This is a genomic window from Candidatus Nitrosopumilus sp. (assembly GCF_029882185.1).
In the GTDB taxonomy this organism is placed as follows: Archaea; Thermoproteota; Nitrososphaeria; order Nitrososphaerales; family Nitrosopumilaceae; genus Nitrosopumilus.
In genome coordinates, this window is sequence record NZ_JAOULD010000001.1 from 20223 (window position 1) to 46516 (window position 26294).

General features: G+C 32.4%; 37 protein-coding genes and 1 tRNA gene. 25 read left to right on the top strand and 13 right to left on the bottom strand.

Going from position 1 to position 26294, the window contains the following annotated elements; genetic code table 11:
- Window positions 1-7 precede the first annotated feature (7 nt).
- Window positions 8-184: a hypothetical protein gene (locus OEW78_RS00110; protein WP_300322547.1), complete on the top strand. Its 177-nt coding sequence runs from the start codon at window positions 8-10 to the stop codon at window positions 182-184.
- A gap of 225 nt (window positions 185-409) precedes the next feature.
- On the opposite strand, the gene OEW78_RS00115 is transcribed toward OEW78_RS00110, so the two are convergent.
- Together OEW78_RS00115 and fen are read right to left on the bottom strand one after the other, a co-directional pair.
- Window positions 410-940 carry a PAS domain-containing protein gene (locus tag OEW78_RS00115; RefSeq protein ID WP_300322548.1) on the bottom strand — a complete coding sequence of 177 codons (531 nt, stop codon included), beginning with the start codon at window positions 938-940 and terminating at the stop codon, window positions 410-412.
- Between the two features lie 281 nt (window positions 941-1221).
- A complete protein-coding gene (gene fen, locus OEW78_RS00120) occupies window positions 1222-2244 on the bottom strand; it encodes a flap endonuclease-1 (protein ID WP_300322549.1) in 1023 nt (340 codons plus the stop codon).
- 108 nt (window positions 2245-2352) lie between these two features.
- Here fen and OEW78_RS00125 point away from each other — a divergent pair, with 108 nt between their 5' ends.
- The 8 genes from OEW78_RS00125 to OEW78_RS00160 all read left to right on the top strand — a co-directional run bounded on the left by OEW78_RS00125 (window position 2353) and on the right by OEW78_RS00160 (window position 5879).
- The gene (locus OEW78_RS00125; protein WP_300322551.1) at window positions 2353-2619 is read left to right on the top strand and encodes a hypothetical protein; all 267 of its coding nucleotides are present in this window, start codon (window positions 2353-2355) and stop codon (window positions 2617-2619) included.
- A gap of 43 nt (window positions 2620-2662) precedes the next feature.
- A tRNA-Ser gene (locus OEW78_RS00130) sits at window positions 2663-2744 on the top strand.
- Window positions 2745-3529: 785 nt separating this feature from the next.
- Window positions 3530-3970: a universal stress protein gene (locus OEW78_RS00135; protein WP_300322553.1), complete on the top strand. Its 441-nt coding sequence runs from the start codon at window positions 3530-3532 to the stop codon at window positions 3968-3970.
- An 85-nt stretch (window positions 3971-4055) separates the two neighbouring features.
- Window positions 4056-4241: a hypothetical protein gene (locus OEW78_RS00140; RefSeq protein WP_300322555.1), complete on the top strand. Its 186-nt coding sequence runs from the start codon at window positions 4056-4058 to the stop codon at window positions 4239-4241.
- Window positions 4242-4302: 61 nt separating this feature from the next.
- Window positions 4303-4950 carry a nitroreductase family protein gene (locus OEW78_RS00145; protein ID WP_300322557.1) on the top strand — a complete coding sequence of 216 codons (648 nt, stop codon included), beginning with the start codon at window positions 4303-4305 and terminating at the stop codon, window positions 4948-4950.
- 50 nt (window positions 4951-5000) lie between these two features.
- Window positions 5001-5234, top strand: coding sequence for an Lrp/AsnC ligand binding domain-containing protein (locus OEW78_RS00150; RefSeq protein ID WP_300322559.1), 234 nt, complete (start codon window positions 5001-5003; stop codon window positions 5232-5234).
- A gap of 22 nt (window positions 5235-5256) precedes the next feature.
- Window positions 5257-5433, top strand: coding sequence for a hypothetical protein (locus tag OEW78_RS00155; RefSeq protein WP_300322561.1), 177 nt, complete (start codon window positions 5257-5259; stop codon window positions 5431-5433).
- A gap of 65 nt (window positions 5434-5498) precedes the next feature.
- A complete protein-coding gene (locus OEW78_RS00160) occupies window positions 5499-5879 on the top strand; it encodes a hypothetical protein (protein ID WP_300322563.1) in 381 nt (126 codons plus the stop codon).
- A 165-nt stretch (window positions 5880-6044) separates the two neighbouring features.
- Here OEW78_RS00160 and OEW78_RS00165 read toward each other — a convergent pair whose 3' ends face one another.
- Together OEW78_RS00165 and OEW78_RS00170 are read right to left on the bottom strand one after the other, a co-directional pair.
- Complete coding sequence (locus OEW78_RS00165; RefSeq protein WP_300322565.1) at window positions 6045-6368, bottom strand: hypothetical protein; 324 nt, start codon at window positions 6366-6368, stop codon at window positions 6045-6047.
- A 62-nt stretch (window positions 6369-6430) separates the two neighbouring features.
- Window positions 6431-6892 carry an SRPBCC family protein gene (locus tag OEW78_RS00170; RefSeq protein ID WP_300322567.1) on the bottom strand — a complete coding sequence of 154 codons (462 nt, stop codon included), beginning with the start codon at window positions 6890-6892 and terminating at the stop codon, window positions 6431-6433.
- Between the two features lie 77 nt (window positions 6893-6969).
- Between OEW78_RS00170 and OEW78_RS00175 the strand changes: the two genes are divergently transcribed.
- From OEW78_RS00175 to OEW78_RS00190, 4 genes are all read left to right on the top strand, one after another.
- Window positions 6970-8256, top strand: coding sequence for an exonuclease SbcC (locus tag OEW78_RS00175; protein ID WP_300322569.1), 1287 nt, complete (start codon window positions 6970-6972; stop codon window positions 8254-8256).
- Window positions 8257-8281: 25 nt separating this feature from the next.
- On the top strand, window positions 8282-8680 hold the full coding sequence (locus OEW78_RS00180; protein WP_300322571.1) for a Mov34/MPN/PAD-1 family protein: 399 nt from the start codon (window positions 8282-8284) through the stop codon (window positions 8678-8680).
- A gap of 74 nt (window positions 8681-8754) precedes the next feature.
- Window positions 8755-9093: a hypothetical protein gene (locus OEW78_RS00185; protein ID WP_300322573.1), complete on the top strand. Its 339-nt coding sequence runs from the start codon at window positions 8755-8757 to the stop codon at window positions 9091-9093.
- Between the two features lie 10 nt (window positions 9094-9103).
- Window positions 9104-9415, top strand: coding sequence for a hypothetical protein (locus OEW78_RS00190; protein ID WP_300322575.1), 312 nt, complete (start codon window positions 9104-9106; stop codon window positions 9413-9415).
- Here the strand turns inward: OEW78_RS00190 and OEW78_RS00195 are convergent, their stop codons facing one another.
- Both OEW78_RS00195 and OEW78_RS00200 read right to left on the bottom strand, forming a co-directional pair.
- Window positions 9416-10783 (bottom strand): ABC transporter permease, encoded by a 1368-nt coding sequence (locus OEW78_RS00195; protein WP_300322577.1) that lies wholly within the window; start codon window positions 10781-10783, stop codon window positions 9416-9418.
- Window positions 10780-11829, bottom strand: coding sequence for an ABC transporter permease (locus OEW78_RS00200; protein WP_300322579.1), 1050 nt, complete (start codon window positions 11827-11829; stop codon window positions 10780-10782). Before OEW78_RS00200 ends, OEW78_RS00195 begins: the two co-directional genes overlap by 4 nt.
- A 93-nt stretch (window positions 11830-11922) precedes the next feature.
- Between OEW78_RS00200 and OEW78_RS00205 the strand changes: the two genes are divergently transcribed.
- The 3 genes from OEW78_RS00205 (at window position 11923) to OEW78_RS00215 (ending at window position 12925) form a co-directional block, all read left to right on the top strand.
- Window positions 11923-12255 (top strand): CxxC-x17-CxxC domain-containing protein, encoded by a 333-nt coding sequence (locus OEW78_RS00205; protein WP_300322581.1) that lies wholly within the window; start codon window positions 11923-11925, stop codon window positions 12253-12255.
- A gap of 81 nt (window positions 12256-12336) precedes the next feature.
- Window positions 12337-12531 carry a YwbE family protein gene (locus OEW78_RS00210; protein WP_300322583.1) on the top strand — a complete coding sequence of 65 codons (195 nt, stop codon included), beginning with the start codon at window positions 12337-12339 and terminating at the stop codon, window positions 12529-12531.
- Between the two features lie 148 nt (window positions 12532-12679).
- Complete coding sequence (locus OEW78_RS00215) at window positions 12680-12925, top strand: hypothetical protein (RefSeq protein WP_300322585.1); 246 nt, start codon at window positions 12680-12682, stop codon at window positions 12923-12925.
- Window position 12926: 1 nt separating this feature from the next.
- Here OEW78_RS00215 and OEW78_RS00220 read toward each other — a convergent pair whose 3' ends face one another.
- Both OEW78_RS00220 and OEW78_RS00225 read right to left on the bottom strand, forming a co-directional pair.
- The gene (locus OEW78_RS00220) at window positions 12927-13262 is read right to left on the bottom strand and encodes an ArsC/Spx/MgsR family protein (protein WP_300322587.1); all 336 of its coding nucleotides are present in this window, start codon (window positions 13260-13262) and stop codon (window positions 12927-12929) included.
- A gap of 124 nt (window positions 13263-13386) precedes the next feature.
- Window positions 13387-14286: a carboxypeptidase regulatory-like domain-containing protein gene (locus OEW78_RS00225; protein ID WP_300322589.1), complete on the bottom strand. Its 900-nt coding sequence runs from the start codon at window positions 14284-14286 to the stop codon at window positions 13387-13389.
- Between the two features lie 155 nt (window positions 14287-14441).
- Here OEW78_RS00225 and OEW78_RS00230 point away from each other — a divergent pair, with 155 nt between their 5' ends.
- A complete protein-coding gene (locus OEW78_RS00230) occupies window positions 14442-15101 on the top strand; it encodes a hypothetical protein (protein ID WP_300322591.1) in 660 nt (219 codons plus the stop codon).
- Window positions 15102-15292: 191 nt separating this feature from the next.
- Here OEW78_RS00230 and OEW78_RS00235 read toward each other — a convergent pair whose 3' ends face one another.
- Window positions 15293-15973 (bottom strand): PAC2 family protein, encoded by a 681-nt coding sequence (locus OEW78_RS00235; RefSeq protein ID WP_300322593.1) that lies wholly within the window; start codon window positions 15971-15973, stop codon window positions 15293-15295.
- A gap of 415 nt (window positions 15974-16388) precedes the next feature.
- Between OEW78_RS00235 and OEW78_RS00240 the strand changes: the two genes are divergently transcribed.
- Window positions 16389-18113, top strand: a complete 1725-nt coding sequence (locus tag OEW78_RS00240; protein ID WP_300322596.1) for a DEAD/DEAH box helicase — start codon at window positions 16389-16391, stop codon at window positions 18111-18113.
- Here the strand turns inward: OEW78_RS00240 and OEW78_RS00245 are convergent, their stop codons facing one another.
- The gene (locus OEW78_RS00245; RefSeq protein WP_300322598.1) at window positions 18114-18728 is read right to left on the bottom strand and encodes a hypothetical protein; all 615 of its coding nucleotides are present in this window, start codon (window positions 18726-18728) and stop codon (window positions 18114-18116) included.
- A gap of 73 nt (window positions 18729-18801) precedes the next feature.
- Here OEW78_RS00245 and OEW78_RS00250 point away from each other — a divergent pair, with 73 nt between their 5' ends.
- The 7 genes from OEW78_RS00250 (at window position 18802) to OEW78_RS00280 (ending at window position 24002) form a co-directional block, all read left to right on the top strand.
- Window positions 18802-19425 (top strand): superoxide dismutase, encoded by a 624-nt coding sequence (locus OEW78_RS00250; RefSeq protein ID WP_300322600.1) that lies wholly within the window; start codon window positions 18802-18804, stop codon window positions 19423-19425.
- Between the two features lie 50 nt (window positions 19426-19475).
- Complete coding sequence (locus OEW78_RS00255) at window positions 19476-20723, top strand: hypothetical protein (RefSeq protein ID WP_300322602.1); 1248 nt, start codon at window positions 19476-19478, stop codon at window positions 20721-20723.
- Between the two features lie 106 nt (window positions 20724-20829).
- Window positions 20830-21204: a hypothetical protein gene (locus OEW78_RS00260; RefSeq protein ID WP_300322604.1), complete on the top strand. Its 375-nt coding sequence runs from the start codon at window positions 20830-20832 to the stop codon at window positions 21202-21204.
- A gap of 752 nt (window positions 21205-21956) precedes the next feature.
- Window positions 21957-22886 carry a transcription initiation factor IIB gene (gene tfb, locus OEW78_RS00265; protein ID WP_300322606.1) on the top strand — a complete coding sequence of 310 codons (930 nt, stop codon included), beginning with the start codon at window positions 21957-21959 and terminating at the stop codon, window positions 22884-22886.
- Window positions 22887-22891: 5 nt separating this feature from the next.
- Window positions 22892-23188, top strand: a complete 297-nt coding sequence (locus OEW78_RS00270; RefSeq protein ID WP_300322608.1) for a hypothetical protein — start codon at window positions 22892-22894, stop codon at window positions 23186-23188.
- The gene (locus OEW78_RS00275; protein WP_300322610.1) at window positions 23172-23483 is read left to right on the top strand and encodes a hypothetical protein; all 312 of its coding nucleotides are present in this window, start codon (window positions 23172-23174) and stop codon (window positions 23481-23483) included. Before OEW78_RS00270 ends, OEW78_RS00275 begins: the two co-directional genes overlap by 17 nt.
- Before the next feature lie 267 nt (window positions 23484-23750).
- Window positions 23751-24002 carry a hypothetical protein gene (locus OEW78_RS00280; RefSeq protein WP_300322612.1) on the top strand — a complete coding sequence of 84 codons (252 nt, stop codon included), beginning with the start codon at window positions 23751-23753 and terminating at the stop codon, window positions 24000-24002.
- Between the two features lie 18 nt (window positions 24003-24020).
- Here OEW78_RS00280 and OEW78_RS00285 read toward each other — a convergent pair whose 3' ends face one another.
- The 3 genes from OEW78_RS00285 to OEW78_RS00295 all read right to left on the bottom strand — a co-directional run bounded on the left by OEW78_RS00285 (window position 24021) and on the right by OEW78_RS00295 (window position 26292).
- Window positions 24021-24164, bottom strand: a complete 144-nt coding sequence (locus OEW78_RS00285) for a DUF5679 domain-containing protein (protein ID WP_300322614.1) — start codon at window positions 24162-24164, stop codon at window positions 24021-24023.
- A gap of 181 nt (window positions 24165-24345) precedes the next feature.
- Window positions 24346-24771, bottom strand: a complete 426-nt coding sequence (locus OEW78_RS00290; RefSeq protein ID WP_300322616.1) for a hypothetical protein — start codon at window positions 24769-24771, stop codon at window positions 24346-24348.
- Between the two features lie 69 nt (window positions 24772-24840).
- On the bottom strand, window positions 24841-26292 hold the full coding sequence (locus tag OEW78_RS00295) for an FAD-binding oxidoreductase (RefSeq protein ID WP_300322618.1): 1452 nt from the start codon (window positions 26290-26292) through the stop codon (window positions 24841-24843).
- Window positions 26293-26294 lie beyond the last annotated feature (2 nt).

The following is a 26294-nucleotide window of genomic DNA, read 5'->3' on the forward strand; positions in this document are numbered from 1 at the left end:
TATGAATATGGCTGGATATCTAGGAAACAAATCTGATAACGTGGTTCATCATTTAGCAGAAATGACACCTGATTGTAAAATTGTTCAGATTAAAAAATCTGAAAAAACCTATTTTATTCCTGATACTCTAGAAGAGGCAATAAAAGAAAAGTTCATCCGTTGCAAATATTGTATCCAATCTTGACATTCATTATATCTTATATTCATTAAAAATATTTTTTAATTTTTAGAAATTTTCACCAGTAAACCCTGATCTGTTTTTTTGAATATTATGTTCTCGAGAATTTACCAAAGTGACTATATGTTTGATTGAAAATTTATTTTTAAGACTATGTTGTGATGGATATATTTTACAATCATTATATATTTTGTTTAATATACGATTATCTGTGTTTTTGATGAATTTAATCTATTTTTTTAACTCGTTAAAATCAATCCTAGATAACATCTCAAACATCTCTTTTAATCCGTCATATTCTGATTTTGAATTTTTATCTAACTGATCATATTCTTTAACTTTGATTTCATCTAACTTGGAATTTGATTCTTTGAAGAATTTTTGATATTCATTTATTTTTTCATCCGTCATTTGTTTTAAATCAAAGATGACTGTATTGCTTCCAAGTAAATTTTTGTTCTCGTCATACAAACTAGTGGCTTGTAATAATCCTGAAAAAGTTTCTCCGTTTTGTTTTTTAAAAGTAATTTTTCTATCGCTCACTTTTCCAGTATCGAACCAAATCTTTAATGAATTGTTCATATCCTCCCAAGATTCTTTTGGAACGTGCTCGAAAATTGACTTTCCTATGATTTCTGATTTCACATATCCAAGATTTGCCGCATAAGTGGAATTACAGTCTAAAATCACGCCTATGGAGTTTATTCTTCTCCACATTATGGGTGCATCTTTGAGCGTCTTTCTGGCTTCTGTCTGTGGCATTTTTTTTAAATTGCATTGACTAGTTATTAAATTGAAATCTTAGAACCACTGGTTAGGGTTGAAAAACACCTTTTTTCTTCACAAGTTGACTTTTCATTTCTGACTGCCTAAGTTTAATTTTGTATCCGCAAAGTGACTAGTAAATTCGTCACTCTTGATATGTCTTAGGAATTATTGATAATTAAAAATAGTTGATTTTGGAATTGATTTTTTAGAACTTTGTAATGTTGCTTGACCACAAGATTAGTCAAACTCTGAAGTATAAAAGATGAATTTGTGAGCTAAAACCACTGATCGAGATTTTGACTCTTTTTTTCCAAGGCCTTTTTTAATCGATTCAATGTTGACTGAATTCTGTCTTCAGAAAAACTTCTTTCTTTAACTAAATAATTTGTTACTCCTTCATAATCTACTTCGTTAAACACAATTTCATCGACCTGTGCCACTTCTGGATTTAAGAATATTTTTCTGATTTGCTCAAAATCTATCTCCTTTAGTTGTTCTTGAATCTGTGGAATGTCTTCTAATCTTGAATGTTGTTTGATTAATTTCATTGCTGTTTTTGGGCCAATTCTTTCAAATCCGTTTGGATTAAAATCAGTCCCAATCAAAATACCTACGTCAATTAATTCTTCTCTTGTCATTCCGATTACGTCTAATGTCTTTTGGGTTTCAATAATTTCTGGCAATATGTCTATGTAGGTATTTCTGTTTGGAATTTTTCTCCGTCCGCTTGTTGTAAAATTTCTTACCAGTCTTTTTGCTCCACATAAAATTGAGTCGTAATCTTGACTAGCTGAAGCGTATGCTTGTCCAGTATTTGTTAAATGTGCTGCAGTAGCTTCACCTTCGGATGGTGCTTCAATGTATGGAATTCCAAAATATGTCAGAAATTGTTTTGATTCTTTTACCATTCCATCTTTCATGCTAGTTGTTTGCTGTGCAAATTTTCTTGCTTCTTCCATATTTCCTTCAGCAACTGCCTTTTCATATTTCACTGTGGCGTCCTTTTTGATTTGTTTTCTGCGCTCAATTTCGGCCGTCTTTAATGATGGTGGCTTTCCATCAAAAACATAGACTGGCTTGATTCCAAGAGACAAAAAATTTACGTTTCTGTAGAGCAAACCGCTTAGATGGCTGGTAATTCTACCTTCTGAGTCTGATAATTGTAATCCGTCTGGTCCTCTAATGCTTGCTAAAAATTGATAAATTGCATTGTATGCATCAATTGCAATCACCCTGTTTGAAAATGCCTCAAGTGTTGTTTTCTCTCTGACTACCAGTTCTTTTAGGTTTAATCCCATGGATTTTCTTTCATCTTTCAGGTATTTTGTGTTTATCTCTTCAAATTGATCGATATTTCAGATGTGTCTTGAAATCGATTTTAATATAGAAATGACCTATTCAAACTATTGCCTTCACTGAAATTACCATTACATTTACAGGATAAAATTTTTGAAATCAAGTATAATTCTGACGATGCCATATCAAGAATAATCTCTTATTTTCCTTTTTCTGACTCTGAACGACAAGAAATTCGTTCTATTTTAGCAGATACTGTTTTTAACGAATTTCATTCTATTTTCACAGATTTTGTAAGTGATGATGAATGGAACAGAACTAAAGATCAAATAAAAAAGAAATTCAGAGGTGAATTATTTGATATTGGCAAAATCTAATTTCAGCAATTCGCTTTATTATGGTGAATATATCAGAATAGTTGCCGAGATAGCCAAGTAGTACGGCGGCCGTCTCGAAAACGGCTACGCGCAAGCGTGCGGGGGTTCGAATCCCTCTCTCGGCGTTGACTTTTCCCCTTTATACCCTCTATTTACAACATATTGGTAATGAATCAGACAACCTTACATGAAATCCATCATATGAAATCATGATACAATAACCAATCCCTCTTAAGCCAATCTTACAAACCATTCTTACAAGTCATCATGATCATCGCCTGCACCTTATGCAAGAGGCAACTTCCGTTTGATGAATGCAGGGTCATGTGTGATCACTGGAATCATCACAAGTGCATCTGGTTAGGCTGAAGATGTTTTGTTGATTAAATCTTGTTCAAAAAATATACTGTGGATAAACAAATGTTTGATATGTCTTCAAATCTCTTTTTATTCCACAATTACACACAATATATGACAGTAATCAAGTAATTCCAAACATTACAAAAGTATCTGTATTGTTGTAGTGATTAGTTGCTATATGCAACAAAGTGGTTTTGGTTTCTGTCATGCTTTTTCACAATAACCAACACTCGATATAAAATTCAGTCCAGAAAAATAGGATCTAACAACTCTAACTAGTTCTAGAAATCAATTCATGTTATGATTAAAGGAATCTTGGATGTCTTTGCAATACCAGTTGGAGTTTGGGGGTCAAATTAATTCAAATCCTTTCAGTTTAGGTTCAATTCCACAAGGATTCAATCATCAAATTGAGGATAGAATTGACGCAGATATGGATGGCGCCAGACTTTCCATACTGTTCACTCTTGATAAATTTACACTGAATTATTATTTCAAAAAATAATAAAAATAGAATGATATTAATTTACAGTCGTAATAAACCGATTAAATGCCATTTCGTAAAGTAGCTGTTGCAATAATCACCCCCACACATACCAAGAAATCATTTGAACTTGGTCTTGAAATGGCTAAAAAATTTGATTCAGAATTAACTGTGATAGAATGTATGTATAAAACCCCTCCAAAGTTTTATTTTTTTGAAACAAAGTCCGATAAAAAAACAACCCAAAATCAGGTTACAAAACTTGAAAAAGAATTAAAAAATTGGAAGTCTATTGCTCAGAAACAAGGAGTACCTATCAAAACAAAATTAGCATTGACTGACAATATTTCACATTGGGTAGTTGACTATGTTAAAGATAATAAAATTGATTTATTGATTGTAGATTATCCAAAACTATCCATGGAAGAAATAACTCTTTTTGATGATATCATAAATGTAATTCATCATAAATCTCATTGTCATATTTTAACGACAAAACATTCATAGGCTATATCTTAATGCCTTTCAAAAGCAAACTGTTAGAATGTGGGTTTACAAAATGTTTAAACTAACATGACCCTTGAAACTTGTTATGACTAATGAAATCGAATCAAAAATTCATGAATCTAATGTTTCTACTGCTGAATTAATTTCCCATTTTAGAGAAAAATGCAAAATTTGTGGACATCACAGAATAATGCATAACGAACTAGGTGTGTGTGAGGGTGTTATGAACAAACCATGTACTTCTGGCTGTGATCATTTTGAAGCAGAATAAGTACTCTTTTCATTTCTAAGGCTTTCTAATTCTTTAATAGGATATTTTTTTTACTGTTATTATGAATTCAGAAAAAGATGGGGAAAAAATCTATCCGTTGGGGTATGAACCCGAAATAACCACTGATGCTCCAGATGACAATGTACGAAATAATTTGTTGAATTTTATTTTAAAATCTGGCCCTACTGAAGTTGTTGATACTGATTTGTTTGCCGTAATGGCAAAGAGACGTTCCACAAGAAAGTTCAAAGACAAACCTGTTGAAACCACAAAAATTGATAAAATTATTGCAGCCGCTGATACTGCTCCAACTGCTGGCAATTTTCAAGGATTTGAAATATTTTACATTAAAAGCCCTGAAAAGAAAAAACTTTTGGTTGGTGCTTGTAATAAACAACCATATGTTGATGCTCCTGTTGTATTGGTTTTCTGCAAAAACCCATCCAGAGTGAAGCTTGATTTTCCAGAATCTGTTTTAAAAAAGTTTGCTATACAGGATGCAACTCTTGCAGCAGGCTATTCTCAATTGGCAGCTCAGGCCTTGGGTTTGAGTTCAATTTGGATTGGAATGTTTGATGAACAAAAAGTAATGGATATCATAGGAACTGATCTTGTTCCTTCTTCTGTGCTGTGTATTGGATATCCTGAACAAACAAAATTCCCAAAGCCAAGACGAAATCTAAAAGATTTGGTCCATGTTTCATGGTAGATTACAGAAAATTATCCATCTTTAAATAATGTTGGATTCTTGATTATTTTATGACAGATGCATATGTTATGTTGAATTGTGAGTTGGGTGCTGAAGCTGAAATTATTGAGCAGTTAAAAGAACTAGAACAGGTGGTAGATGTTTTTGAAACAATTGGAACACATGACATGATGGTGAAACTACAAGCAGAAAACTTTGAAAAGATTCGTGAGATTGTATCCTGGAATATTCAAAAACTGAAAAATGTTCGTTCAACTGCAACCCTGATAAAAAAAGATAATTAAGATTAGGCCTTATCTCAATTAAATGATTGATGAAAAAAACGAAATTGAGAAATTAATAGATAATATGATTACTAGTGGCGATGAATTAGTAAATAATCTCAAAACTGTTTTGCCTAATTCTTTGTCAGAATCTATGGTGATGTTTCATGAATCAAATGTGGCAAACCTCAAGAAAATCAAAAGGTTTTTGAATAAATAGACCCGTATCTTTGATTCATGTGATTTCTACTATATCCTTTTTAATCCTTGTTTGAAATTCATACTATGGGTAGGTCTAGGACAATTACAATGACTGTGAAAAAGAAAACAGGTGATGCATTTGACGCAATTTTGAACATGCCTTCTAAGATGATGCCTGATGCAAAAATCAACGATTCTGGATGGTGGTCATTTACTGGCCCTCATGGAAAATCCAAACTAAAATTTAACGAAAACAAATCTTTGGGAATTTTAGATCATAAATTTATTGATGAGGAATCTTCATGGGATGTTCCAATGAGAGTTGTTTCCAATGGTGATTTTTCTGAAGTTATTATCACCTTGAATAAACCTGATGAAATAACTGATGAACAATTTGATCAAAGAATGGATGAACTCAACGAAATGTTTGATTCGATGAAAAATATTTTAGAGTCCCAACCTTGATGTCTTAGATATTTGTGACTAGTTAAAATACACATTATTCTTCAAGATTAAATGCAAATTTGGTTATGTTATACTGAGAAAAAATGCCCTATGAAGAATATATTTTCAAAGATTAAAAGAAAAAAGTCCTGAATAATATAAAAAATTAGAATCTAAAAAATAGTCCTAATCCGAATCATCTGAGTTTTGGTTATTTCCTGGACCTACCATATCTTTTGGTTTAACTCTATTGTCCCAATCTCCACGTGTACCTTTAATCAATGATATGATCCCTACACCAATCAATACTATGACAACTCCAAAAAACATAGTCTGATCAAATATCTTAAATGAACAATTGATTTCTATTGGTGGTGAATTATCTGAATATTCATAACATGTGCCGAATTGATTTGATTCAAGAGTTGCTGCTTGATAATTCTGACCAAATCCTCCCAGAATTACAAATCCTGCAAAAACTAACACGATCCCAATGATGATAAATCTCATGTCGCTCATGACTTTTTTCTTAATTAATCATATTTACATATTGACTAGGATGAAATCTAGTGTTATTTTTCAAGAGATGCTTTGAGATTTTCAAGCGATGCTTCGTAAAATGCACCTAAAAATACCACAAAATCCAAGAATTGTTTTTCAGACATTTTCTTGCTATTTAGATATGATTGCCATGTTAATTCAACAAGGTTTTTGGATTTTGACTTTATTGAAATTGTTGCAACATACGCTCTTAGTGGCAATCCTTCTGTTGCAATATATGTGAAATATTCTCCTTTTTTCCATGCCACTATGTGTTCCTCAATTTTGTTTCCATCTTCAAATGTGATTAATCTTATTGCTCCTACATCCTTTTTCCTTTTAGATAGATATGTTGTTTTTTTAACATCTACAACCCATGTTGGCAATCCTGCAATGTTGCTAATTTTTTTCCATACTTTGTCTTTTGATGCTTTGATTTTGATTGTTTTTTTGACTGTCCCTGTATGAAATGTTTTTTTTGCAATTTTTACCATGCATTTCTACAAAATATGCTGAATTTTAAATTTTAATTGTACAACCATTTTTAATCCCCTGAAGGAAAAGATAACAAATGGTCTTTGGATGGGTTAAAAAGAAAGAAGAAGAAAAATCTATTGAAGAAATTCCTCAAAATAAAGAAATTTTGCTTGCGGATGTACCTAAAATAATCTCTAAAATTGGAGAATTACGCAAATCTCAAACTCTGAATGAAATAAACGGTTTGAGAAATAGTACCGAACCTCTAATCAAAGATTTGATAAAAATTGGTAATGCTCTTGAAAAAGACAATTTGAACATTGATGATATAGACAAACATCTTGCAATCATTGTAGTGCGTGGTAAAAAACAGGTTATTGACATGATCAAAAAGGATGTAATCTCATTACCTAAAATCTCTTCTTTTGATGATGCTGAAAAATTAAACTCGGTTTTGAGTCTAATTCTCAAAAAAGTAGGAGATGTTTTGGGAAGACAAACTAGAGTCATACACATTTTTGCAAAAAAATATGCTTCACAATTAAAAGAAAATCTCGAGGTAATGAATGCAAATCGTTCTGAAATTAATAAAATATTAAAAAATTATGACTCTACAAAATCTCTTTCTGATGAGATAAATGATGCAATAAAACAAATAAAAAATTTAAGTAATTTACATGAAGAAAAATTGCAAAAAATTACAGATGCTAATGAAAATGCCAAGTCAACTCAAGAAAAAATAAATGATATTCAAAATTCGATTGATCATATCAAATCGTCTGAAGATTACAAAAAATATCTTGATTTGAAAAATACTTTGAATAAATTTGCAACACAAAAATCAAAAATCAAAGATCAAATTAACACTCAATTTACTAAAATCTCTAGACCTTTGAGTAGATACGAATATGCTTCATCTTTAGATAAAGATGAAAAGAATATCTTGTCTATTTTGGTGACCGAACCGTTTGATGTATTGTCTTTTGATAATAAAGATTCTATTATTGTGATTCTTGAAAATGTACGAAAAGGTGTTTCATCTGGTTCTATATCTGTCAAAGATGTCGATAAAACATTTTCTCAAATTACTGAGCTTGAAGAGTCTTTGGATGGCTTTATCAAACAAGTTTTAGAATATAATGAAAAATACCAAGAAATGAAAAATAATGTAAATTTCCTAATGCCTGATAATCTGGGTTCTTTGGAAGATGATCTTGAAAAAAACACTTTATTGTTTGATGAATATAGACTCAAATCTAAAACTTTTCAAGATGAAATAGATGAAATAGATTCAAAAATTCCTGAACTTGTGTCTAAAATTGAACAAAAACTGCGACAGTTTTCTAACACTCGGTATACTGTTTTACTATCTCAAAATTAAATTAGTTCCAAACCTATGTTCTATTATGTTCTTCAAAAAGAAAAAATTTGAACGTAAAGTAATGTTGAAAAAAGATGTTCATGATAGTATTCTGTCATTTTGTCAAATGAAGCACCCAAATGAAGGAATTTTGATTTTAAAAGGAAAATCAAAAAATGGCGAGGTAAAAATAGATGGACTTGTGATTCCTCCTTTCAGTGAAACAGGTCCTACTTTTGCAGGTTTTCCTCATTCTTTCTTACCTTTTGACATGAGTTATGTTGGAATTGTTCATTCACATCCAAGTGGTTCTGCAGAGCCTTCTGTAACTGATTTACATAATTTTTTTGGTTTGGTATCAATGATTGTAAAGTCTCCATATGATGATGATTCTATTTTTGCATGGGATAGTAGCGGCAATCCTATTCCTCTATCCATTGAATGATTTGAGAAATATGCTGATAATGCAGAACAAAAATGAAGAAACTTTATATCCGTTTTAACGATACTTTTAATGACTTGAATCCTCAACTCAAGAGATATTATATTTTCTTAGGCGCATCTTTGGTATTTAGTATCGGATTGCAAATAGGACTATCAGCTCTTGGCGTTCCGTGGTTTATCAGCATAGGATTAGTTATGGCAATTTTCATCTTGTTGCCAATGATTATGCGAAGACGTCAAATGAGTAAAATGGGCAGCTATGGAAGTGATTCTGGGACTGGTGGAGGATTCTTTGGAATGGGTTCACAAGGTGGTTCTGGCGGTGTTAGATACGTATGTCTTGTATGCAATAACAAACACAAAGGCGGAACTTGTCCACGATGTGGTTCTAAAATGCAAAGAGCCGATTTTTAGATGAAAAGATATGTCATTGGATGAACTTCGTAAAAAAGTGATTTTCCATAATTCAGTTGATGTATGGATTGCAATATGTTCAGAAAAAAATGTTAATTGGACAAATCCTGAAGAATACAAAAAATTCATTGCGCATTTATTAAAAAATAATCTGAATCTAAAGGCGTTTAATCTCTGTGCTCATGAAGCAGGTGCTACTGAGGACGAAAAAGTAAAATTTACAGAAACTTTGGCCGAGACAAAAGAAGATCCTAATTCTCTAACATATACCATCAAACTAAATGATGCCGCTTTAGATATAATTCGCAGTTATTCTACATGATTATCTTTTAAGTTTAGGATTAATTATTGCATCTAAAGCATTGCCGATAAACACAAAGGCTAATCCTGTTATTGCTATCATGACTCCTGGTGGCATGATCCACCACCACATTCCTCTTGCTGCTGCTCCAAACGTATTTGCATCATGTAAGATTTGGCCCCATGTTGGAAATGTTGGGTCTCCTAATCCTAGAAAACTTAATCCTGCCTCTGTGGTTATTGCAGCTGGAACTGAAATTGCAATACTTGCAAATGCATATGGTAATAATTGAGGCACAATATGTTTTAGAATTATTTTAGAATCTTTTTGACCCATCATATTTGCTGCATCAACATAGCCTCGAGTTTTAATTTGAAGTGACATGCTTCTTGATACTTTTGCTATGCCCACCCACCCAAATACCATCAAAAATCCTACCATCACAAATATGCTATTACTGATTGTTACTGAAAGAATTATGAGAAATGGTAGTGCTGGCAATGCATAGATGACATCATTAAATCTCATCATTACTTCATCTGTTTTTTTGCCTTTGTAACCTGCATATACTCCATAAAGCAATCCTGCAACAACTGATGCAATTGATACTGCTAGACCTATGAACAATGCTAGAGGAGTTCCCCAAAGCAATCCTATTGCCAAATCGCGTCTTAATTCATCTGTGCCCATTATCCCAAATGCCTTACCTCCTACAATCAGTTTTGATTCATAAATTCGGTTTTCTGAATTTATTCCATACAGATCTATCAAAAAAATATAGTCTCCTTTCAGTGGCTCATTTACATGGGTTTTTGAAAACACAATATCTTCTGCAGATAGTCTTTTGAATTCAAATTCAAAATTCTCTGATTGTAATGACAAGTTTTTCTTTATTGCTTGTTCAGTTGAAAAAATCCTTTCACTGTGAACGGTTTTCTCATTTGAATAAGGAAGTGCTGTTGTAAGTAAATTCAATTTAACTCCGTCTGGTCGTATGACTGACATTTGTAGGAGCGGATTGCCTGAATATTCTGATGAGAATTCATAGATGAAATCATTTGGAAAATCAACATAATCGAAATTTAATCCAAACTGATGCGATATTAATTCTATTTCCTCACTTGTTATTTTTTTTATGTTAGGCTCATTCAAAATTTTATGTTCTGGAATTTTTTCACTCAAAAATATGTTAATCCAAATAGGAATCGCTACTTTTGGATTTTCAATCCAGTTACTTGGATTGTTCCATTCTTGAAATGTTTCTATTGGGATGGCAATTATTGCTATGATTGAAACTATTCCAAGTGTCAAAAGAATTACTATTCCTGCAATTCCCATCTTGCTTTTGAGAAATTCTTGTTTGATTTCTTGTGGAGCAATGTTATTCAATTATCTGTCCTCACTCTAGGATCAAAATATCCATAAAGCAAATCTGCAATGAATATGCTGATTAAGAAAAACACTGTTAGTAGATATGTTGCACCTATAATTACTGGAAGATCCATTACTGTAATTGCCTCAAAATACAATCTTCCCATTCCTGGCCAATCAAAAACAGCTTCTGTTATTATCGCACCTCCCAATGATCCTGACAAACTTAATGCCAAAATTGTCACGATTGGTGGTGCTGCATTTTTTAATGCATGTGTATAGATAATTTTCTTTTGAGTGATTCCAATTGTTTTCTTTGCTATGATGAAATCCTCTTGCATGATTCCTACCATGAAATTTCTCACAAGATATGCCCATGACCCAAAACCAATCATCACAATTGTGATTAATGGTAATGCCATGTGGTATAGTAGTGATCCAATATATTCAGGATCAGACGATGGGATATCCGGTGTTGCCCTAGGTGGAAATACTTGCCATGTAAATGCAAATAAAAATATCATCAACATTCCTATCCACCATACTGGAAAGCTAGAACTGATAATTGCAAAACTTGATGTTATTCTATCTATACCCGAACCTACTTTACTGCTAGAAAAAGCTCCTAGAAATATCCCAATAATTGAAATGATAATTGTTGCAGTTGTAAATAGTAACACTGTTCTAGGTAATTTTTCAAATAGTATGTCTTTAACATCTGAAGATCCCTCATCACTAGTTAGAAAGGTAGCATGGCCAAAATCTAACAATATGATCTTATACATTGTTACTCCTATTCTTTGAGGAGAATACCATGGCTCGTCTAATCCCAAAATTTGAATTCTTTGATTAATTTGGGTTTGAATAAATCCTTCAAATTCTTCTACTGATGAAAAACTTTCTGCGATAGAAGGGTTTTCTGTAATTTCTGATCTAACTTGAAACACAATGCCTTGTTTTAAAATCGTGTCCATATTTGAGCCCACAAGCGCAATTGTGATTAATAGAGTAATCATCAATACTCCAAACATAGTGATTATTCTGGTGGCAACATATTTTTTCATGCCCAATAATCTCAAAGAAGATAATCAGTTTATAACAATAGTTGTTTTTCCCACAGTTTATTACTACATGAGATTACTGAGATTTAGAAAGACATGTCCTTTGATAGAGAAAGAGAAATGCATACCACAACATGTGGTGACTGTGGAAATGAATGTCAAGTGCCATTCAAGCCAAAAGAAGACCGACCTGTTTATTGCAGGGAATGCTTCCAAAACCACAAACCAGCTCCAAGACAAGGTGGCGGTAGATTTGGTGGAAGATTTGGCGGTGATCGCGGCTCTAGATTTGGTAGAAGAGACGACAGACCACGTGAAATGCATGATGCAAAATGTGGTGACTGTGGAAATGATTGCCAAGTGCCATTCCAACCAAAAGAAGACCGACCTGTTTATTGCAGGGAATGCTTCCAAAACCACAAAAATTAGAACAATCGTTTTGAGTAATTTTCAAAACTCTTTTATTTTATAAAACAAAGATTTAGAATCTTCAATGGTTGCCAAATATTGTTGAATAATATTCCCTCTAGAGAAAAAATCAAACCTGGATTATCAGTTAGTATCATACAAAAACATGATCAAAGAACAGGAAATTTGACTATGGGTAAAGTTAAACGAATTTTAACTTCAAGTGAATTTCACCCTCATGGAATCAAAGTTGAATTAGATTCTGGTAAGATAGGTAGGGTCCAACATATAATTTAAAATCAGACGAGAGTGAAACGAACTCTAGGCTTTACTAAGGAAGAAAAGCAAGTCTCTCGTCTGCAACATATAGGCTACCAAATAATATAAACATTTTATGAACTTATGAAAAATAACAGATAAAACTTTGGTGTTTTCTTGATTTTGTATGAGTGCCAACACCATTCGAAAAGCTAAGAAATTAGTTGAAAGTGGGGGCGTAGTAAAAATTGAAGATGATTTATTTCAAATCAAATCTTCATCTGATCCTGAAAAATCTTATTTCGTAACTTCTGATTCTTGTGAATGTTCTGGATTCAAAAATTTCTATAAATTTCACCATGGAAAAGGTCTAAAGGCAAATTGCTCTCATTTAGAAGCTGTCCGAATATTCAAAGATAAAAATTCTGAATAATTCATTTCAAATTTTTTACATCTACTTTTCCAACAATTGCCTTATTTTTTATTATAATTATTGGGCGTAAAATCAATCCTGGGTATTTTATCATCAGTTTGATCAGTTGTGTGTCTGTTTTCTTACTCTTTTCTAAGTTTAATTCTTTGTACATTTTGTCTCTTTTTCTTAGAAGTTCTGATGGTTTTTTACCGGCCATTTTTAAGATTTTTTTGAACTCCACCTCGGAGAATGGATCTTTGAAAAAATCTCTTTTCTCGATATCTTTTCCCATTCGTTCGATTTCTGAAATTGTCTTTTTACATGTGATACATGTTGGTTTGTGAAATACTTTCAATCTGAATATTTTTTCTATGTCTAATTAAAAATTGTTTGGAGGCATTTTAGAACAATAATAAAATCTGTGTTTCTTTGTTTTTTAATATTTTTTGAATATATGACCCTTGACATTTAGCAAATGATTATTCTTCATTTGTTTGATTTTCTTCTGTCGTTTCTTCTAAATGTTCTTGATTAAATTTTTCAATACTTTCTTTTGGTGTTGAAAGCATTTTTAGATATACTTGCATGGCTTCCTCATACGTACTACCATTGACTAACATTTCTTGTTTAATCTTATTTGCTTCTATGAAATTATTTTTTGTAAAGTTCAATTGTTGTGCAATAAGGTCTTGAATTTCTGGATTCACGCTTTTAATATATTGATCATATTGCCATCCTTCAAAAATTCCTGCTCTTGGGTTGTGTTCTTCAATGGCCTGCACTCTTAGTTTTTCTGAGATTATTCTTTGTTTTTCTATGTGGATTCGATCCTCATTTGATTCTCTTGCCTCTGCTTGTTCTTGAATTAATTCATCTAATAGTTTGTGATAATATTTGAATAAAGTTTGACCTATTGGATTTTTTTCAAAATCACTTTCATTTGAACTCAGATATTTTATTGCTTCTTCAGTGGATAACTTTTCTTGTAATATTGAAATTGGTGAAACATCTCCTTTTACTTGAAATTCTGTACTTGTTAATCCTGTCATTCCATACCATGATGCAATAACGTTAACAGTGTATGTTCCTGGAATCCTCTGAAAATTCTCAAATTCTCCTTTAAAATGACCATCGGGGGTCGTGTATATTTTGGTGGTGTCTGATCCTGTTCTGATTAGAACTTCTACTCCTCTGGTTGGCTCATATGCGTGATTGACTACTCTTCCTGTAACCACGACAGTATCTCCTTGAAATACTACTGCGTTCTCAACATTTGCTTCCACTATGAATTGCCATAGTTCTGCTTGGGATGTTGGAATGAATGAAAATATCATCAAAAATGCAAATAATCCTATGAATACAGCCTTGTAATTGTACACATCAGATACTTTTGATTTTTGCAGTTAAGACAATGTATGAATAAAAATTCGCTATTTTTCAACTTTTATTGAGCAATTTTCCATCTGGAGACTCAATTTCATTACTTATCGTCACCACCGACTCTTAAACTATGAGAACAATGTTATCCTAAATCATGGATTTGGAAAAATTCCGAAACGATGTTTCTGAGATGACTGATAAGCTCTCAAAAAATCTTAAAGAAAACGATGTCTCCAAACTTCAGTATGTCCGACAACAGTTAATCGAAATGTATAGAAAAAACCTAGTTAAAATCAACCACTCTATTTTGGAATTGATTTGTGCTAGCACTTTAATTTCACGGGGTTATGCTGTTGAGGTTGAAAAAGATATCACTGACATTCTTGTGTGTGATATTTTTGCAAAGAAGGGCGGCGGTAACACGATAATTGAAATTGAAACGGGTTTTACTCCTCCAGAACATGCAATGGATACTATAGATTATTTCTCTGCAAGAATCATGAGCAAGATTGCAAGATATAGCCAATATTGTTCAAAATTTTCATTGGCTACCCCCGTGGTTGGAATTTTACCTATATCCAAAATTTTCTTGTTGCCGCCAAATGCAAGAAAAAAAGAAGATGTACAGAAAATCAAAGATTTATGTGATCGTTATTACAAAAATCCTTCAATAAAATATGATGATATCTTAAATGCTCATCTTCATTCTATTTACTTGATTAATATCGATAAAGGATTTGCCAAAGAACTTGATCCTCAAGGATATGTTGATTTAACTGATCGTCTTCTAAATAGAAGCGAAGTAAACTATTAAATTCTATATGTGGAGAAAAAATTCAAATTCTCCTTTTATTTTACTCAAACTAAGATGATATGTGCTGCATGTGAGACAAGAAAACATTTTGAATGTATTGATTGCATGAATAATCATAAGACGCATCTTTGTAGTTGTGATTGTCATGATGAAAATACAGAACCACATGAAGTTGGCAAAACTCATTAAATTTAGTTTTTGAATTTTTTTTCTATTTCTTGGGCTCTGATTTCTAATTGACTTGTACTTCCTAATTTTCTATATGTTAATTTTTCAAGTGTTTTGATTATGCTAATGGATGATCTATATTGTGGAATTTCAGGCTCATTTAGTTCTCCATACATGCCGATACCTTGTATGTTATTTTTCTTTGCAAAACCTAAAATCAACCCGTTAAATCCTGTAATGATTGATTTTTGTGGGGTTACTTCAACATCTAATCCTTCTATTTGTTTTGTCAATTCCTGTGATGTCGTAGTGATGTATGTCTTTGGTTTATTGTCAAAAATTCGATTTGTATGAAAACCACCCAATGTATAGATAAATTTTGCAGAATATTTCTTTGCAATATCTATGACATCTTGACATAAAGCATTCAATTCATTGTTGCTTTGTGGTTGACCCTTGCCTCCACCAAATATTATTAAATCATCTGTGTATCTATATTCCCATTTTTCATCTGGAAGATCGATATATCCACCCCTGTCAACTATGTATGTTGGAAATGGTGTTTTTGCAGTTCTGAATGTTTTTGTTTGAAGTGACTCATTGATGAAATTTATGACTATACTTCCAACGTTTCCCATGTCTTGCATAGCTGCAATTATTATTGGTTTTTTTATATCTGGTTGTTTGTTTTGAATGAATTCCACCTATATTCTAAAATTTGATGAATTTTAAACTTATGTTGTAATCAAAAATATTGATTTTTGTATACTTGGATTTTGATTTTTCAAATTATTGGTTTTTATTCCGATAATTTTTCTGAAAAATTTAAATTCATTTAATAATTGTCTTATTTCTTGAAAAGAAAATTTTTCAAAATTTAATTGAAAATATGATTTGATCTATTTTCAGAATTTTGTTATTTCTGTTCTTGTTTCTGGGCGTAAAAATTTCTTTAAAGTTTAATCATTTGTCTAATTTGAGCCTAGGTTCTACTGAAAATTTCCCCTAAAAATTGAAACTAGTATCATATTTTAACTCTTGTAGATTTTTCATTCTTTTTTGATGATCGAGAAAAAATATGAAGATTCATAAGGCAATAAAACTTTCTGTCGACAAATTATGGAAACATCCATGGAAAACATTGGCACATTGGAATATGTCCTTGATAAATATTCCAAAATCTGGAGCTGGAAAGTCACAGGTGATCGTGCAGTGAGTATGATTTCTCGACTTGTCTCTGAGGCATGGTATGGCGAAAATGTAAACGAAATAATCATTCCTGATAACATCGAAACTGTAAAACAACTGAAATTAATTATGGATCGCTATCCTCTTGAAATTCTATCTAAATCAATATGGCAAAGAAAAATTGTAAAAACATATGCTCCAAAACCTACATTGCCTCCTGTTAAACTTAAACTAAAACGAGCAAAAACTGGTGAACAATTCCGAGGCAAATTACTTAATTTCCAAAAGGAAGGATTGGATTTTCTGTTAAAATCTTCTGGCAATGCTTTATTGGCCGATGAAATGGGTCTTGGAAAAACTGTTCAAACACTATCTTATGCTGCAACTGAAAAACAAACATTCCCTCTTTTGGTTGTTGCGCCATTAGTTACTCTAAATAATTGGGAAAGGGAAATTGAGAAATTCCTGAAAAAGAAAAGTCGAAATGGAAGAATTGTCGAATCAGAGTCCCCCAGTGTTACTCTTATTAGAACTGGTAAATCTCAGGAATTACCAAAAACTGACATTTACATAATTAATTATGAATTACTTCTCAAAAGAAATGATGATTTATCTAAAGTAGGACTAAAAACAATTGTTTGTGATGAAGTACATAACTTAAGATCAAAAACAACTCAAAAATACAAAGCAGTAAAAAAACTAGCAGCATTACCTTCAGTTCTTTATAGAATTGGATTATCTGGAACTCCAATTTATAATCGTGGTTCAGAAATTTGGCCCATTATTGATATCCTAAAACCTGGATTGCTTGGTAGTTTTAAGGAGTTCTGTGAGTACTTTTGCTATGTCAATGAAAAAGGAAAAGCAATTGTTTTGGAAAATAAACGTGCTTCACTAAGAAATGAATTACAAAAACATGTGATGCTTCGCAGGAAAAAAGCTGATGTCTTAAAGGAACTTAAAGATAAAGTACGCTACAAGGAGGTTATTGCAGCAGATACTGATTACTATCTTGAGGAATTGGATAAAATTTGGAAGAAAGTTGAGACAGAACAGAAAGACGCTGATAGTGAATTTTCCAAATCTGCATCATATAACAGAGCAATTCAAAGTGAAAGACAAATTGCAGGTATTGCAAAACTTCCACACGTAATCAATTTTGTTAAAAATATTATGGAAATTGAGGAAAGTGTTGTTGTCTTTTGCCATCACAAGGTAATTCACAAACTATTGCATGATAGTCTTCAGGAATTTTCTCCTGTATCTATTATTGGTGGGCAATCCGATTCAACTCGTCAAGAACAAATAGACAAATTCCAAAGAGGAGAATCAAAACTGATGATTGCAGGTATCCGTGCTGGAAATGTTGGTATCAATTTGACTAGGGCAAAATATGTTATTTTTGCAGAATTAGATTGGAGTCCTGCAATTCATAGACAAGCTGAGGATAGGTTGCATAGAATTGGTCAGAAAAATACTGTATTTGCATATTATTTGATTGGAAATGGCACTTTGGATGATCATGTAGCTAATGTCTTAGTTGACAAAAGTTATGAGATTGATGAAATCATGGATGAATCAAAAGAGAATTATGAAAATAAAGACAAGGCTGAACTCATTCTAGCTCAGATTCAAGACAAGGTTCGCTCAAAATAACTAGATTTCTAACTTGTCTTTTATCTTTGATAATTTTTCTACAATTGTATTTTTCTTTGTTTGTTCTAACTGAGAATCTTGAATTTCTTTTCTAATTTCATCTATGATGCTCAAAATTTCTATTTCTGATTTTGGTTCTCCAAATTTTACGTTTTCAAATCCATCCGTGTCTGTTTTGTCTATTGTCTCAATACCTTCTGGGAGAATTTCATACACTTTGATTATTCTTTCTCCAATCCTTTGTGGTGACATTAATACAAATTGATTTTTTCGTAATTTTTCAATTTCGTCGAATAGTTTTTCTTTTGAAACTTTTAGAATGTCTTCAATTTGTTCTATGTTACATGATTTGATTTGTAACAACCGTAATATTTTTGCCCATATTGGAATGCTATTGGCCCAAAGAATTTCTCTTGCTAATTGTGTAATTGTAAATGATCCGTCACTGTTTAGGGAAATCATTTTTCTGTCTTTTAATGTAGCAAGAGCATCTAAAAGTTTACCGACTCCTAACCTTTTCAATTCTGAATTTTCTAGATTATTTTCATTAAATGTTCCATTCTTATTAATTGCTAAATGCAAAATTTCTAAATCCACTGTACCTAGTTTTCTCATACTGACATCTCTTTTTCAAGATTTATCATTCTTTGCACTTGAAGAATATATGTGGATTACACTGTTCTGAATTATGGTTCAATATGATCTTCCAAAATTGCCTTATGGATACGATGAACTGGAACCATTTATTGATACTGAGACTATGAAAATCCATCATCAAAAACATCATCAGGCATATGTTGATGGTTTAAACAAAGCACTTGCAGATGTTGGAAGTGCATCTCACCCCCAATACATTTCATCTATACTATCTGATTTGAAATCAATTCCTGAATATGGTAGAGGTACAATCAACTTTTTTGGTGGAGGTTTTGAAAATCATAGATTGTTTTGGGAAACGATGATCCCTGACAGTGATGGAATCCCTGGTGGGCAATTAGAGGATCAAATTGATGTTTATTATGACAGTTTTGATAACTTCAAAAAAATTTTTTCAGAAAGAGCAATTGCCATTCAAGGAAGTGGCTGGTGCTGGTTGGTTTTTAATTCGACATATCATAAAATTGAAATCATTACAACTGAAAACCAAACTAGTCCTTGGACCCTTGGAAAATTCCCTTTGTTGGGGTTGGATGTTTGGGAGCACTCATACTATTTGAAATATCAAAATAAAAGGCCGGACTATGTTAAAGCCTGGTGGAATGTTGTTAATTGGGATTATGTGGGAAATAGATTTTCAGAACTTGCTAGTTAAAATTTTTAATTTGGACAAATTCTTTTAAACAAACATTTAACTTCAATCATATGAACAAGAGTCTAAGATACATTGCACTTCTAGCAATTTTACCCTTGTTTACAGCAGGAATGACTGCAGATTACTTTTCAGATGCTGAAGCACTGAAGAGTAAAGGTACCGGAACTTCCAAATACGGTTCTGCTACTGGAATCTGTGGATTACAACTCTGTTCTGAAATTCCAGGTGGCAAAGCATCTTGGGAAGCAGGACAAGAACAAGATATTCCTGTAGCTCCAGTTGAAGAAACTAAAATGGAAAAAACCCCTGAGGATGAAATGACTGAAGCTGACATGGGTTCTGTACTTAGATTATCAAGAGCGAATGTTCCAGCAACAATCCCTATGCATCAAGGTTACTATGATGGTGAGGATGTTTATTTCATCATCACTGACTCTAGTGATCCAACACATGCAGATATGATTACTGCAAATCAAGGATGGCAAGTAGAACTTGCTCCTTTGTTAAAGAACACTCCTGCAGCAGCACTTTCAAAAACATACATGTTCACAAATGGCATTGAAGGAGACGGTGTACATAGTTTCCAAGGTGAGGTCTTTACAAGCACCCCTGCACAAGCAGATGTGTACAGTGCATTGACTTCACATGTCCATGTAACATGGAATGAAGGTACTACTCCGAGAATACTTGATTCTGAAACAATGATTCTTGCAGCAGCTGAGAATGACGAAATTACATTGACATCGATTGATGTAGTTTTGAATATGCCACAAATCATTTGGCCTGAAGGTCAGATGATGATAAAAGATGTGGATTTAACAGATACTACACCTTATGGTGGCGGTCAGGTTCTTGATATAGATACAGAAGAGATGAATGTGACTTTCATAGCTCATCGTGGATGGGGTCCAGATGGTAGAACCATCTATTACATTGTAACAGATGCTACTCCAAGTGGTCCTGCTAAAATGATGGGCGTTGCAAACTCACCAACATCTGCAAAATTGATTGCAAATTCAGCAGCAGTAGATTTGTATCAATTCAAAAATGGTTTATCAGGTACTGGTCCATTAGGATTTCAACCTGGAATTGCAGCAGGAGCTCCCGGTGATGATAACTATTCTCCAATGTGGAGAATCTTTGTGATTGGTTGGGATGATCCTGAAAATGCACAGTTACTTGAAACTATTGATGATGTGAACGCCTACAAAGAAGCTGGCTTGATTGATATTGGTATTGCGCGTCCAATGAATAGTGACCATGTTGTTAACTGTCCATTCATTGACCCATTCCAATGATTCTCTTTTTTTAACTAAACATTTGTTAATTTTTTTTTACTTTTTTTTAATATATTTTCAGAAAATCATCTACCTAGTTTATCTTTGATAGTGAGTAAATACAATCATGAGTATAGCCGGAATGTATATGTTAAATTCAGGAGTATATAGACCAGAAAAAATTCAGCAAGCTCTAGATATGTTATATCTAGACCGGAAAAATGAATTCCGTGAATTGTCTAAGATCCTTCTCACTGAAAAAGCTCTTAATGCAATGCCTAGATGGAAAGAATTTGTTTTAAATTTCAGTCTAGATGTTGAGGATGCTTTTAAAACATGGTCTGGTCAAAGTCCTTTGGCTTCAAGCTCTCCACAAAAAGCTTTGACTTTGTTAAGACAATTAGGACGTGGTAAGACATCGATGAATCAACTTGCTCACCTACTAAATATCTCATACAATCTATCATGTGAGTTCAAAGAGATTTACAAACGTCTAAAATAATTTTTTTTATTTTGAATACCTAAATTTGGCTTTGTTTTAGTTATTTGTAATGGATTTCATGTTGGAGGTCAAATTATCTCATGGACTTTACAAACCTGAGTCTTGATATTTCCTAATATTGTTCAGATTTTTTTAATTCAAACCAATACTCGGTAAACCGTATTTGGCGTGCAAACTAATCTCTTACTCATGAAATGATGCTATTTGTGTGATAAAAGATGGCACTTGCGATGTTTATGAATGTGAAAAATACGAATCGTTTTTGTGTGAAATAAGAAATGATTAATTTTCAATGATGAAGAACATAGTATACTTTTGATAATGCACAAGAACATGAAAAAATTCATCAGGTAAAAAATGAAAAATATCTATTATTACAAAGTTTGCTATAAGTTAAAAATTATAAACCAACTGGCAAATTCTGATGATGGGTGGGAATGCAAAACATGTGAAAATTTAATTAATATACATGGTCATGTGATTATATCATGATCTTGCACATTTTATCTAGATTTTAAATTCTGCAAAGTTAGTATGTACTAATTTTACATGCCTTTAATACAAACAACAACATAACCTAATTGATGAACTCTTGTAGAAAGTGTGGATGTGGAATGGAAGTATACCAAAATTGTCATGTTTGTAAAAAACCCATTGAGTTTGTTTGCCACAAATGCAATCGAAATACTGATAAAGAAATCCATTCTGATTGTATTGTTAAAAAAATATCTGTTTCAGCTTAGTGAATATTTTTGCCAATTTTACAAAAAATTACGAAAGAAAAAGCATTTTGCAATTTTTGCCATGCTTCCAAATTTGTGACTGATGATGTTACAGGTGAGATTGCATGTTCTAATTGCGGATATGTTATTTTGGAAAATACAGAAGATCGAGGCCGAGAATGTAGACTCATTTCAGATACAGCAGACACCACTAGAACGGGTCCTGGATTGACACTAAAAAGACACGATCAAGGATTAAACACGGTAATTGGAATTCAAAATAAAGATGCAGTGGGAAAACCACTCTCTTCAAAAACCACTCAAATGTTTGGCAGATTGCGAAAATGGGATAGTAGATCACAAACAAAAAATTCTGCAGACAGAAATCTTCGATTTGCACTACAAGAATTTGACAAAGTGCAATCAAAATTAGGTCTTTCAGACACAGTGATTGAACGAGCATGTTTTTTTTATAGAAAGGCGATTGAGAGAAATATTATTCGTGGCAGAAGTGTAAAATCAATTGCTGCGGCATGTTTGTATGCGTCATGTAGAGATTTAGAACACAATAGAACTCTAATGGAAATTGCCAATCCGTTTGCAGTTCATAGAAAAGAAATTGCCAGAGCATACCGTGTATTGTTTAGAGAATTAAGATTTGAAGTGTCAATTGCAGATCCAATTAAATCCATTACCAAGCTTGCAAGCAAGCTTGGGATATCTGAAAAAACAATTCGAAAAGCAGTACAAATTTTAGATGCGGCCCAAGATGCAGGAATTGTAGCTGGTAAAAATCCAGAAATCATTGCAGCTGCTGTAATTTATGCTGCATGTGTAATTACAAATGAACCCATATCTCAAGTTGCAATATCTGAGGTAGCAGGAACTAGTACAGTTTCAATAAGAAACAGGATTATAGAGTTTAAAACAAAACTAGATTTGTTTTCAACAATAAACTAGGATACATGACTTTGTTCAAAAAGAATGCCACATTACAAGCAAATAAGAATAATCTGTTAATTGCACCCAAAGCCACTAACATTCCCGGATCATATAGAGAATGTCAACAAGGAGATTGCCTTAGATTAATTCCAGGTCTTTTCGTTAGATGTCAGGATCATAGAACAGATATGGCGTTTACAGGATTGGACTGTCTCACATGTGAAATCATAAGAAAAATGCTTTTGCATATCTACAGAGAGTTGCATTGTAAAGATGTATTTGGAGAAATAATGGGGATGTATTTTGGTAAAAGATCATAATAACTCAAATGTCTCAAAAGATAAGGAATTCAAGATAACACTATCCATAGAAGACATTGACAAAATTGATGAAGAAATTAAAAACATTGAGAAAAATTCAAAAAAATCTCTTGAAGATTCAAAGATAGTAGAGATGAATCAAATGGATATTAAAAGAAATCAAAATACGATAAAGGGGGTAAGTTTACTTAACACCTGCATAAATTGTGATGATGATTTTATACCAATAAACAGTATGATTAATGAAAAAATTTGTAAACTCTGTTTAGAAAAACAACCTCTCAAAGATCCATAATTTCACGTATCTGAATAGTTAATTCAGTCCTTACTTACAGATATGCCAACTCACACCACTACGTTACTGCTATTATGTCTTAATGAGCTTCATTTTATTCTGGTTAAGTAGAATGAACATCCCACAGTTACAAGATACTAAAATCAAACTAAATTCTAGGCACAGTAGAACTCAAAAAAGAACCGTCATAGGGCCAATTCCAATTCACTTTACACTTTGACATTCTTTTAAAAAACATTTTTAGGCAAACTGAAGTCTACTGATTTTATGGATTTCATGTTGGAAGAAGAATTGATTGATCTGATGACTTTTTGTCTCCAGAATCCAAATTCTATAGAAATTTCTAATAAACACAAAAGAATTACTGAAATTGGTCATGAGTTATTTGTTGATGGGGGCGTTGATGCCTTGGAAAATTTCTTTTTTGTATTGAAAAATAGGATTACTGAAGAAATAGAAAAAGATCCATCCCCAATGCGTTCGCTATGGAATGGTCTTACTGATAAATGGCAGTACTAAATCTCTCTAGTGAAAAATTTATCCTCTACCGATTCTGAAAATGGCTGTACTGCATTTTGGGCATGTGCCTTTGATTGCAGGTTTACCATTTTTCATGGTGTATGGCTTAGGGCCGCCGATTTCTCGTTTGTCTCGACACTTCACACAATATCCTATTGTCATATTGTCTTTAGGCTCAAGGTCATATTAGCGAGAACTTGTTGAATTTTTTTCACTATTAGACAAATCTCCGATCCTATTTATCATGTTGCAGACCAATTTTTTCACATCTGATGTTTTTTTGATAATTCTATGAACAATTGATTAGAACTTTTTAAATAATTATATTTTTTTTCGTAAAAATTTAACTTATGCTGATTTGTATGTTGACAGATTCTGCCAACGCCTTGTGATTTACTGGAAATCCCTCCCATAGAAAAATTTCTGCAGTAAATTCTCCTGCATCTTGAGGTACCCAAAATACAGAGGTGTTCCACTTCTGATGCGGATTTAATTCACCACTAAACCATGCTATCTTTACAATCATGTCTTCAGAATTTTTGATTTGAACAAGATAATTAAATTTCTGAGACTTTTCTTGATTGTTTGTTATATCTGCGGCAATCTGAATTTGTTGATCAACATTTATTTTATTTCCAATAGGTGCTCCGAACGCATTTACTAATTTTGGGTCTCCAATTGACGCTCTTTCTAATTCTGTCAGGGCAAATACTGGGGTGATACTTGGAATGATCATAAGTAATACTAGTACTATGCCCCTGCCTAACACGATTTTTTGGACATTTTTTAGTTACAAAAGCGTTTCTGCACACGTTTTTTCTTGTTGATTCTGATTTTTTTAAAATTCTTCTAGATTTTGCATGATTGTGCTCTTTGTGGTAATGATTTTGCCTGGATTGAGGATATTATCCGGATCAAAATATTTTTTGATTTTTTTAAAAACTTCGTAATTTTTTACCCCGTACTGCTTTTTGATGAATTCTGATCTTGCCAATCCATCTCCGTGCTCTGCAGTAATAGTTCCTCCCAACTTCAAGACCTCGTTGAAATATTCTTTTGCTATGTTTTTTACAATTATTCTTTTTTTTCTGTTAGAAATTAGTCTTACATGCACATTTCCATTTCCTGCATGACCATAAACGATTGATTGTGTATTGTACTTTTCATTTATTTTATTCAAAATTAAAAATACTTTTGGGAGATTTTTTAATGGCACTGCGGCATCTTCTATTATGTGAGGAATGCGGTTTTCTTTTTTAATTGATTTTAAACTATAGTGTAATGATGAATCTCTATACTTCCACCATTTTTCAATATTTTTACATATGTGTATTTCTTTAACAATTTTACCTGTTGTAATTTGATTAATTTTTTTCACATTTGTTATAATTTTATTATCATATTCTACAAATAATAGACACATACTGTTCTTATCAAATTTATAATTTATTTGATCAAATGTACTCTTATCTACAAATTCAAGTGCAGACGGGTTTGTTTTATTGATTATGTTGCAGTTTATTGCAGCTTTGATTATTGAATCATATTGAATTACAAAAAGAACTCTTTTCTTTGGGTTGTTTTTAATTTTTAATTTTGCAGATAATATTATTCCTAATGTTCCTTCTGAACCTATTATTACTTTATGTGTGTCTTTTATTGTTTTTATCTTATCTAATCTATATCCTGAAGAATTTTTTGTCACGTTTGGAAATTTTTTACGCTCTATACTGTTTGTTATTTTGATAATCTCTTTAGATTTTTTATTATTTTTTGGAAGAGTCATTTTCCACCCACTTCCATCAATAAACGTTATTTCCTCAACATTGTCTATCATACTTCCGTATTTCAAACTTCTACTTCCACTTGAATTATTTCCCAACATCCCTCCTACTGAACAAAATGATCCGATTGATGGGTTGGGAGGGAAAAATTTTTTAGATTTTTTCAATACTTTATCCAAATTCCCTTTTAGTACTCCTGCACCGGCATTGACATGATTTTTGTTTATTACAACCGAATCAAAATTTTTCATATCTAATATTATTCCTGTATTCAATGCACTCCCCACAAGACCTGTTCCTGCACCTCTTACAGTAACAGACATGTTCATTTTTTTCGCAATTTTTACAGTATTGATAACATCTTTTTCATTTTTTGGAATCACTATTATTTTTGGAACAATTTTGTAAGAACTTGCATCGACTGAATAATACTCTTTGAACTCATCTGTAGAATGGATGTTTCCTAGAATTTTTGATCTTAATATTTCTAAAATTGATTCTTTCATAT

Excerpts from the sequence above, each read along its gene's own strand:
- OEW78_RS00170 (WP_300322567.1), bottom strand. The coding sequence starts at position 6,892 with ATGGTAAAAATTGCAAAAAAAACATTTCATACAGGGACAGTCAAAAAA.
- OEW78_RS00245 (WP_300322598.1), bottom strand. The coding sequence starts at position 18,728 with ATGAGAAAACTAGGTACAGTGGATTTAGAAATTTTGCATTTAGCAATT.
- OEW78_RS00140 (WP_300322555.1), top strand. The coding sequence starts at position 4,056 with ATGACTAATGAAATCGAATCAAAAATTCATGAATCTAATGTTTCTACT.
- OEW78_RS00260 (WP_300322604.1), top strand. The coding sequence starts at position 20,830 with ATGAGTATAGCCGGAATGTATATGTTAAATTCAGGAGTATATAGACCA.
- OEW78_RS00135 (WP_300322553.1), top strand. The coding sequence starts at position 3,530 with ATGCCATTTCGTAAAGTAGCTGTTGCAATAATCACCCCCACACATACC.
- OEW78_RS00110 (WP_300322547.1), top strand. The coding sequence starts at position 8 with ATGGCTGGATATCTAGGAAACAAATCTGATAACGTGGTTCATCATTTA.
- OEW78_RS00175 (WP_300322569.1), top strand. The coding sequence starts at position 6,970 with ATGGTCTTTGGATGGGTTAAAAAGAAAGAAGAAGAAAAATCTATTGAA.
- OEW78_RS00160 (WP_300322563.1), top strand. The coding sequence starts at position 5,499 with ATGGGTAGGTCTAGGACAATTACAATGACTGTGAAAAAGAAAACAGGT.
- OEW78_RS00250 (WP_300322600.1), top strand. The coding sequence starts at position 18,802 with ATGGTTCAATATGATCTTCCAAAATTGCCTTATGGATACGATGAACTG.
- OEW78_RS00200 (WP_300322579.1), bottom strand. The coding sequence starts at position 11,829 with ATGAAAAAATATGTTGCCACCAGAATAATCACTATGTTTGGAGTATTG.
- OEW78_RS00295 (WP_300322618.1), bottom strand. The coding sequence starts at position 26,292 with ATGAAAGAATCAATTTTAGAAATATTAAGATCAAAAATTCTAGGAAAC.
- OEW78_RS00165 (WP_300322565.1), bottom strand. The coding sequence starts at position 6,368 with ATGAGATTTATCATCATTGGGATCGTGTTAGTTTTTGCAGGATTTGTA.
- OEW78_RS00230 (WP_300322591.1), top strand. The coding sequence starts at position 14,442 with ATGGATTTGGAAAAATTCCGAAACGATGTTTCTGAGATGACTGATAAG.
- OEW78_RS00145 (WP_300322557.1), top strand. The coding sequence starts at position 4,303 with ATGAATTCAGAAAAAGATGGGGAAAAAATCTATCCGTTGGGGTATGAA.
- OEW78_RS00115 (WP_300322548.1), bottom strand. The coding sequence starts at position 940 with ATGCCACAGACAGAAGCCAGAAAGACGCTCAAAGATGCACCCATAATG.
- OEW78_RS00280 (WP_300322612.1), top strand. The coding sequence starts at position 23,751 with ATGGATTTCATGTTGGAAGAAGAATTGATTGATCTGATGACTTTTTGT.
- OEW78_RS00180 (WP_300322571.1), top strand. The coding sequence starts at position 8,282 with ATGTTCTTCAAAAAGAAAAAATTTGAACGTAAAGTAATGTTGAAAAAA.
- OEW78_RS00155 (WP_300322561.1), top strand. The coding sequence starts at position 5,257 with ATGATTGATGAAAAAAACGAAATTGAGAAATTAATAGATAATATGATT.
- OEW78_RS00255 (WP_300322602.1), top strand. The coding sequence starts at position 19,476 with ATGAACAAGAGTCTAAGATACATTGCACTTCTAGCAATTTTACCCTTG.
- OEW78_RS00285 (WP_300322614.1), bottom strand. The coding sequence starts at position 24,164 with ATGACAATAGGATATTGTGTGAAGTGTCGAGACAAACGAGAAATCGGC.
- OEW78_RS00215 (WP_300322585.1), top strand. The coding sequence starts at position 12,680 with ATGAGTGCCAACACCATTCGAAAAGCTAAGAAATTAGTTGAAAGTGGG.
- OEW78_RS00205 (WP_300322581.1), top strand. The coding sequence starts at position 11,923 with ATGTCCTTTGATAGAGAAAGAGAAATGCATACCACAACATGTGGTGAC.
- OEW78_RS00190 (WP_300322575.1), top strand. The coding sequence starts at position 9,104 with ATGTCATTGGATGAACTTCGTAAAAAAGTGATTTTCCATAATTCAGTT.
- OEW78_RS00270 (WP_300322608.1), top strand. The coding sequence starts at position 22,892 with ATGACTTTGTTCAAAAAGAATGCCACATTACAAGCAAATAAGAATAAT.
- OEW78_RS00240 (WP_300322596.1), top strand. The coding sequence starts at position 16,389 with ATGGAAACATCCATGGAAAACATTGGCACATTGGAATATGTCCTTGAT.
- fen (WP_300322549.1), bottom strand. The coding sequence starts at position 2,244 with ATGGGATTAAACCTAAAAGAACTGGTAGTCAGAGAGAAAACAACACTT.
- OEW78_RS00150 (WP_300322559.1), top strand. The coding sequence starts at position 5,001 with ATGACAGATGCATATGTTATGTTGAATTGTGAGTTGGGTGCTGAAGCT.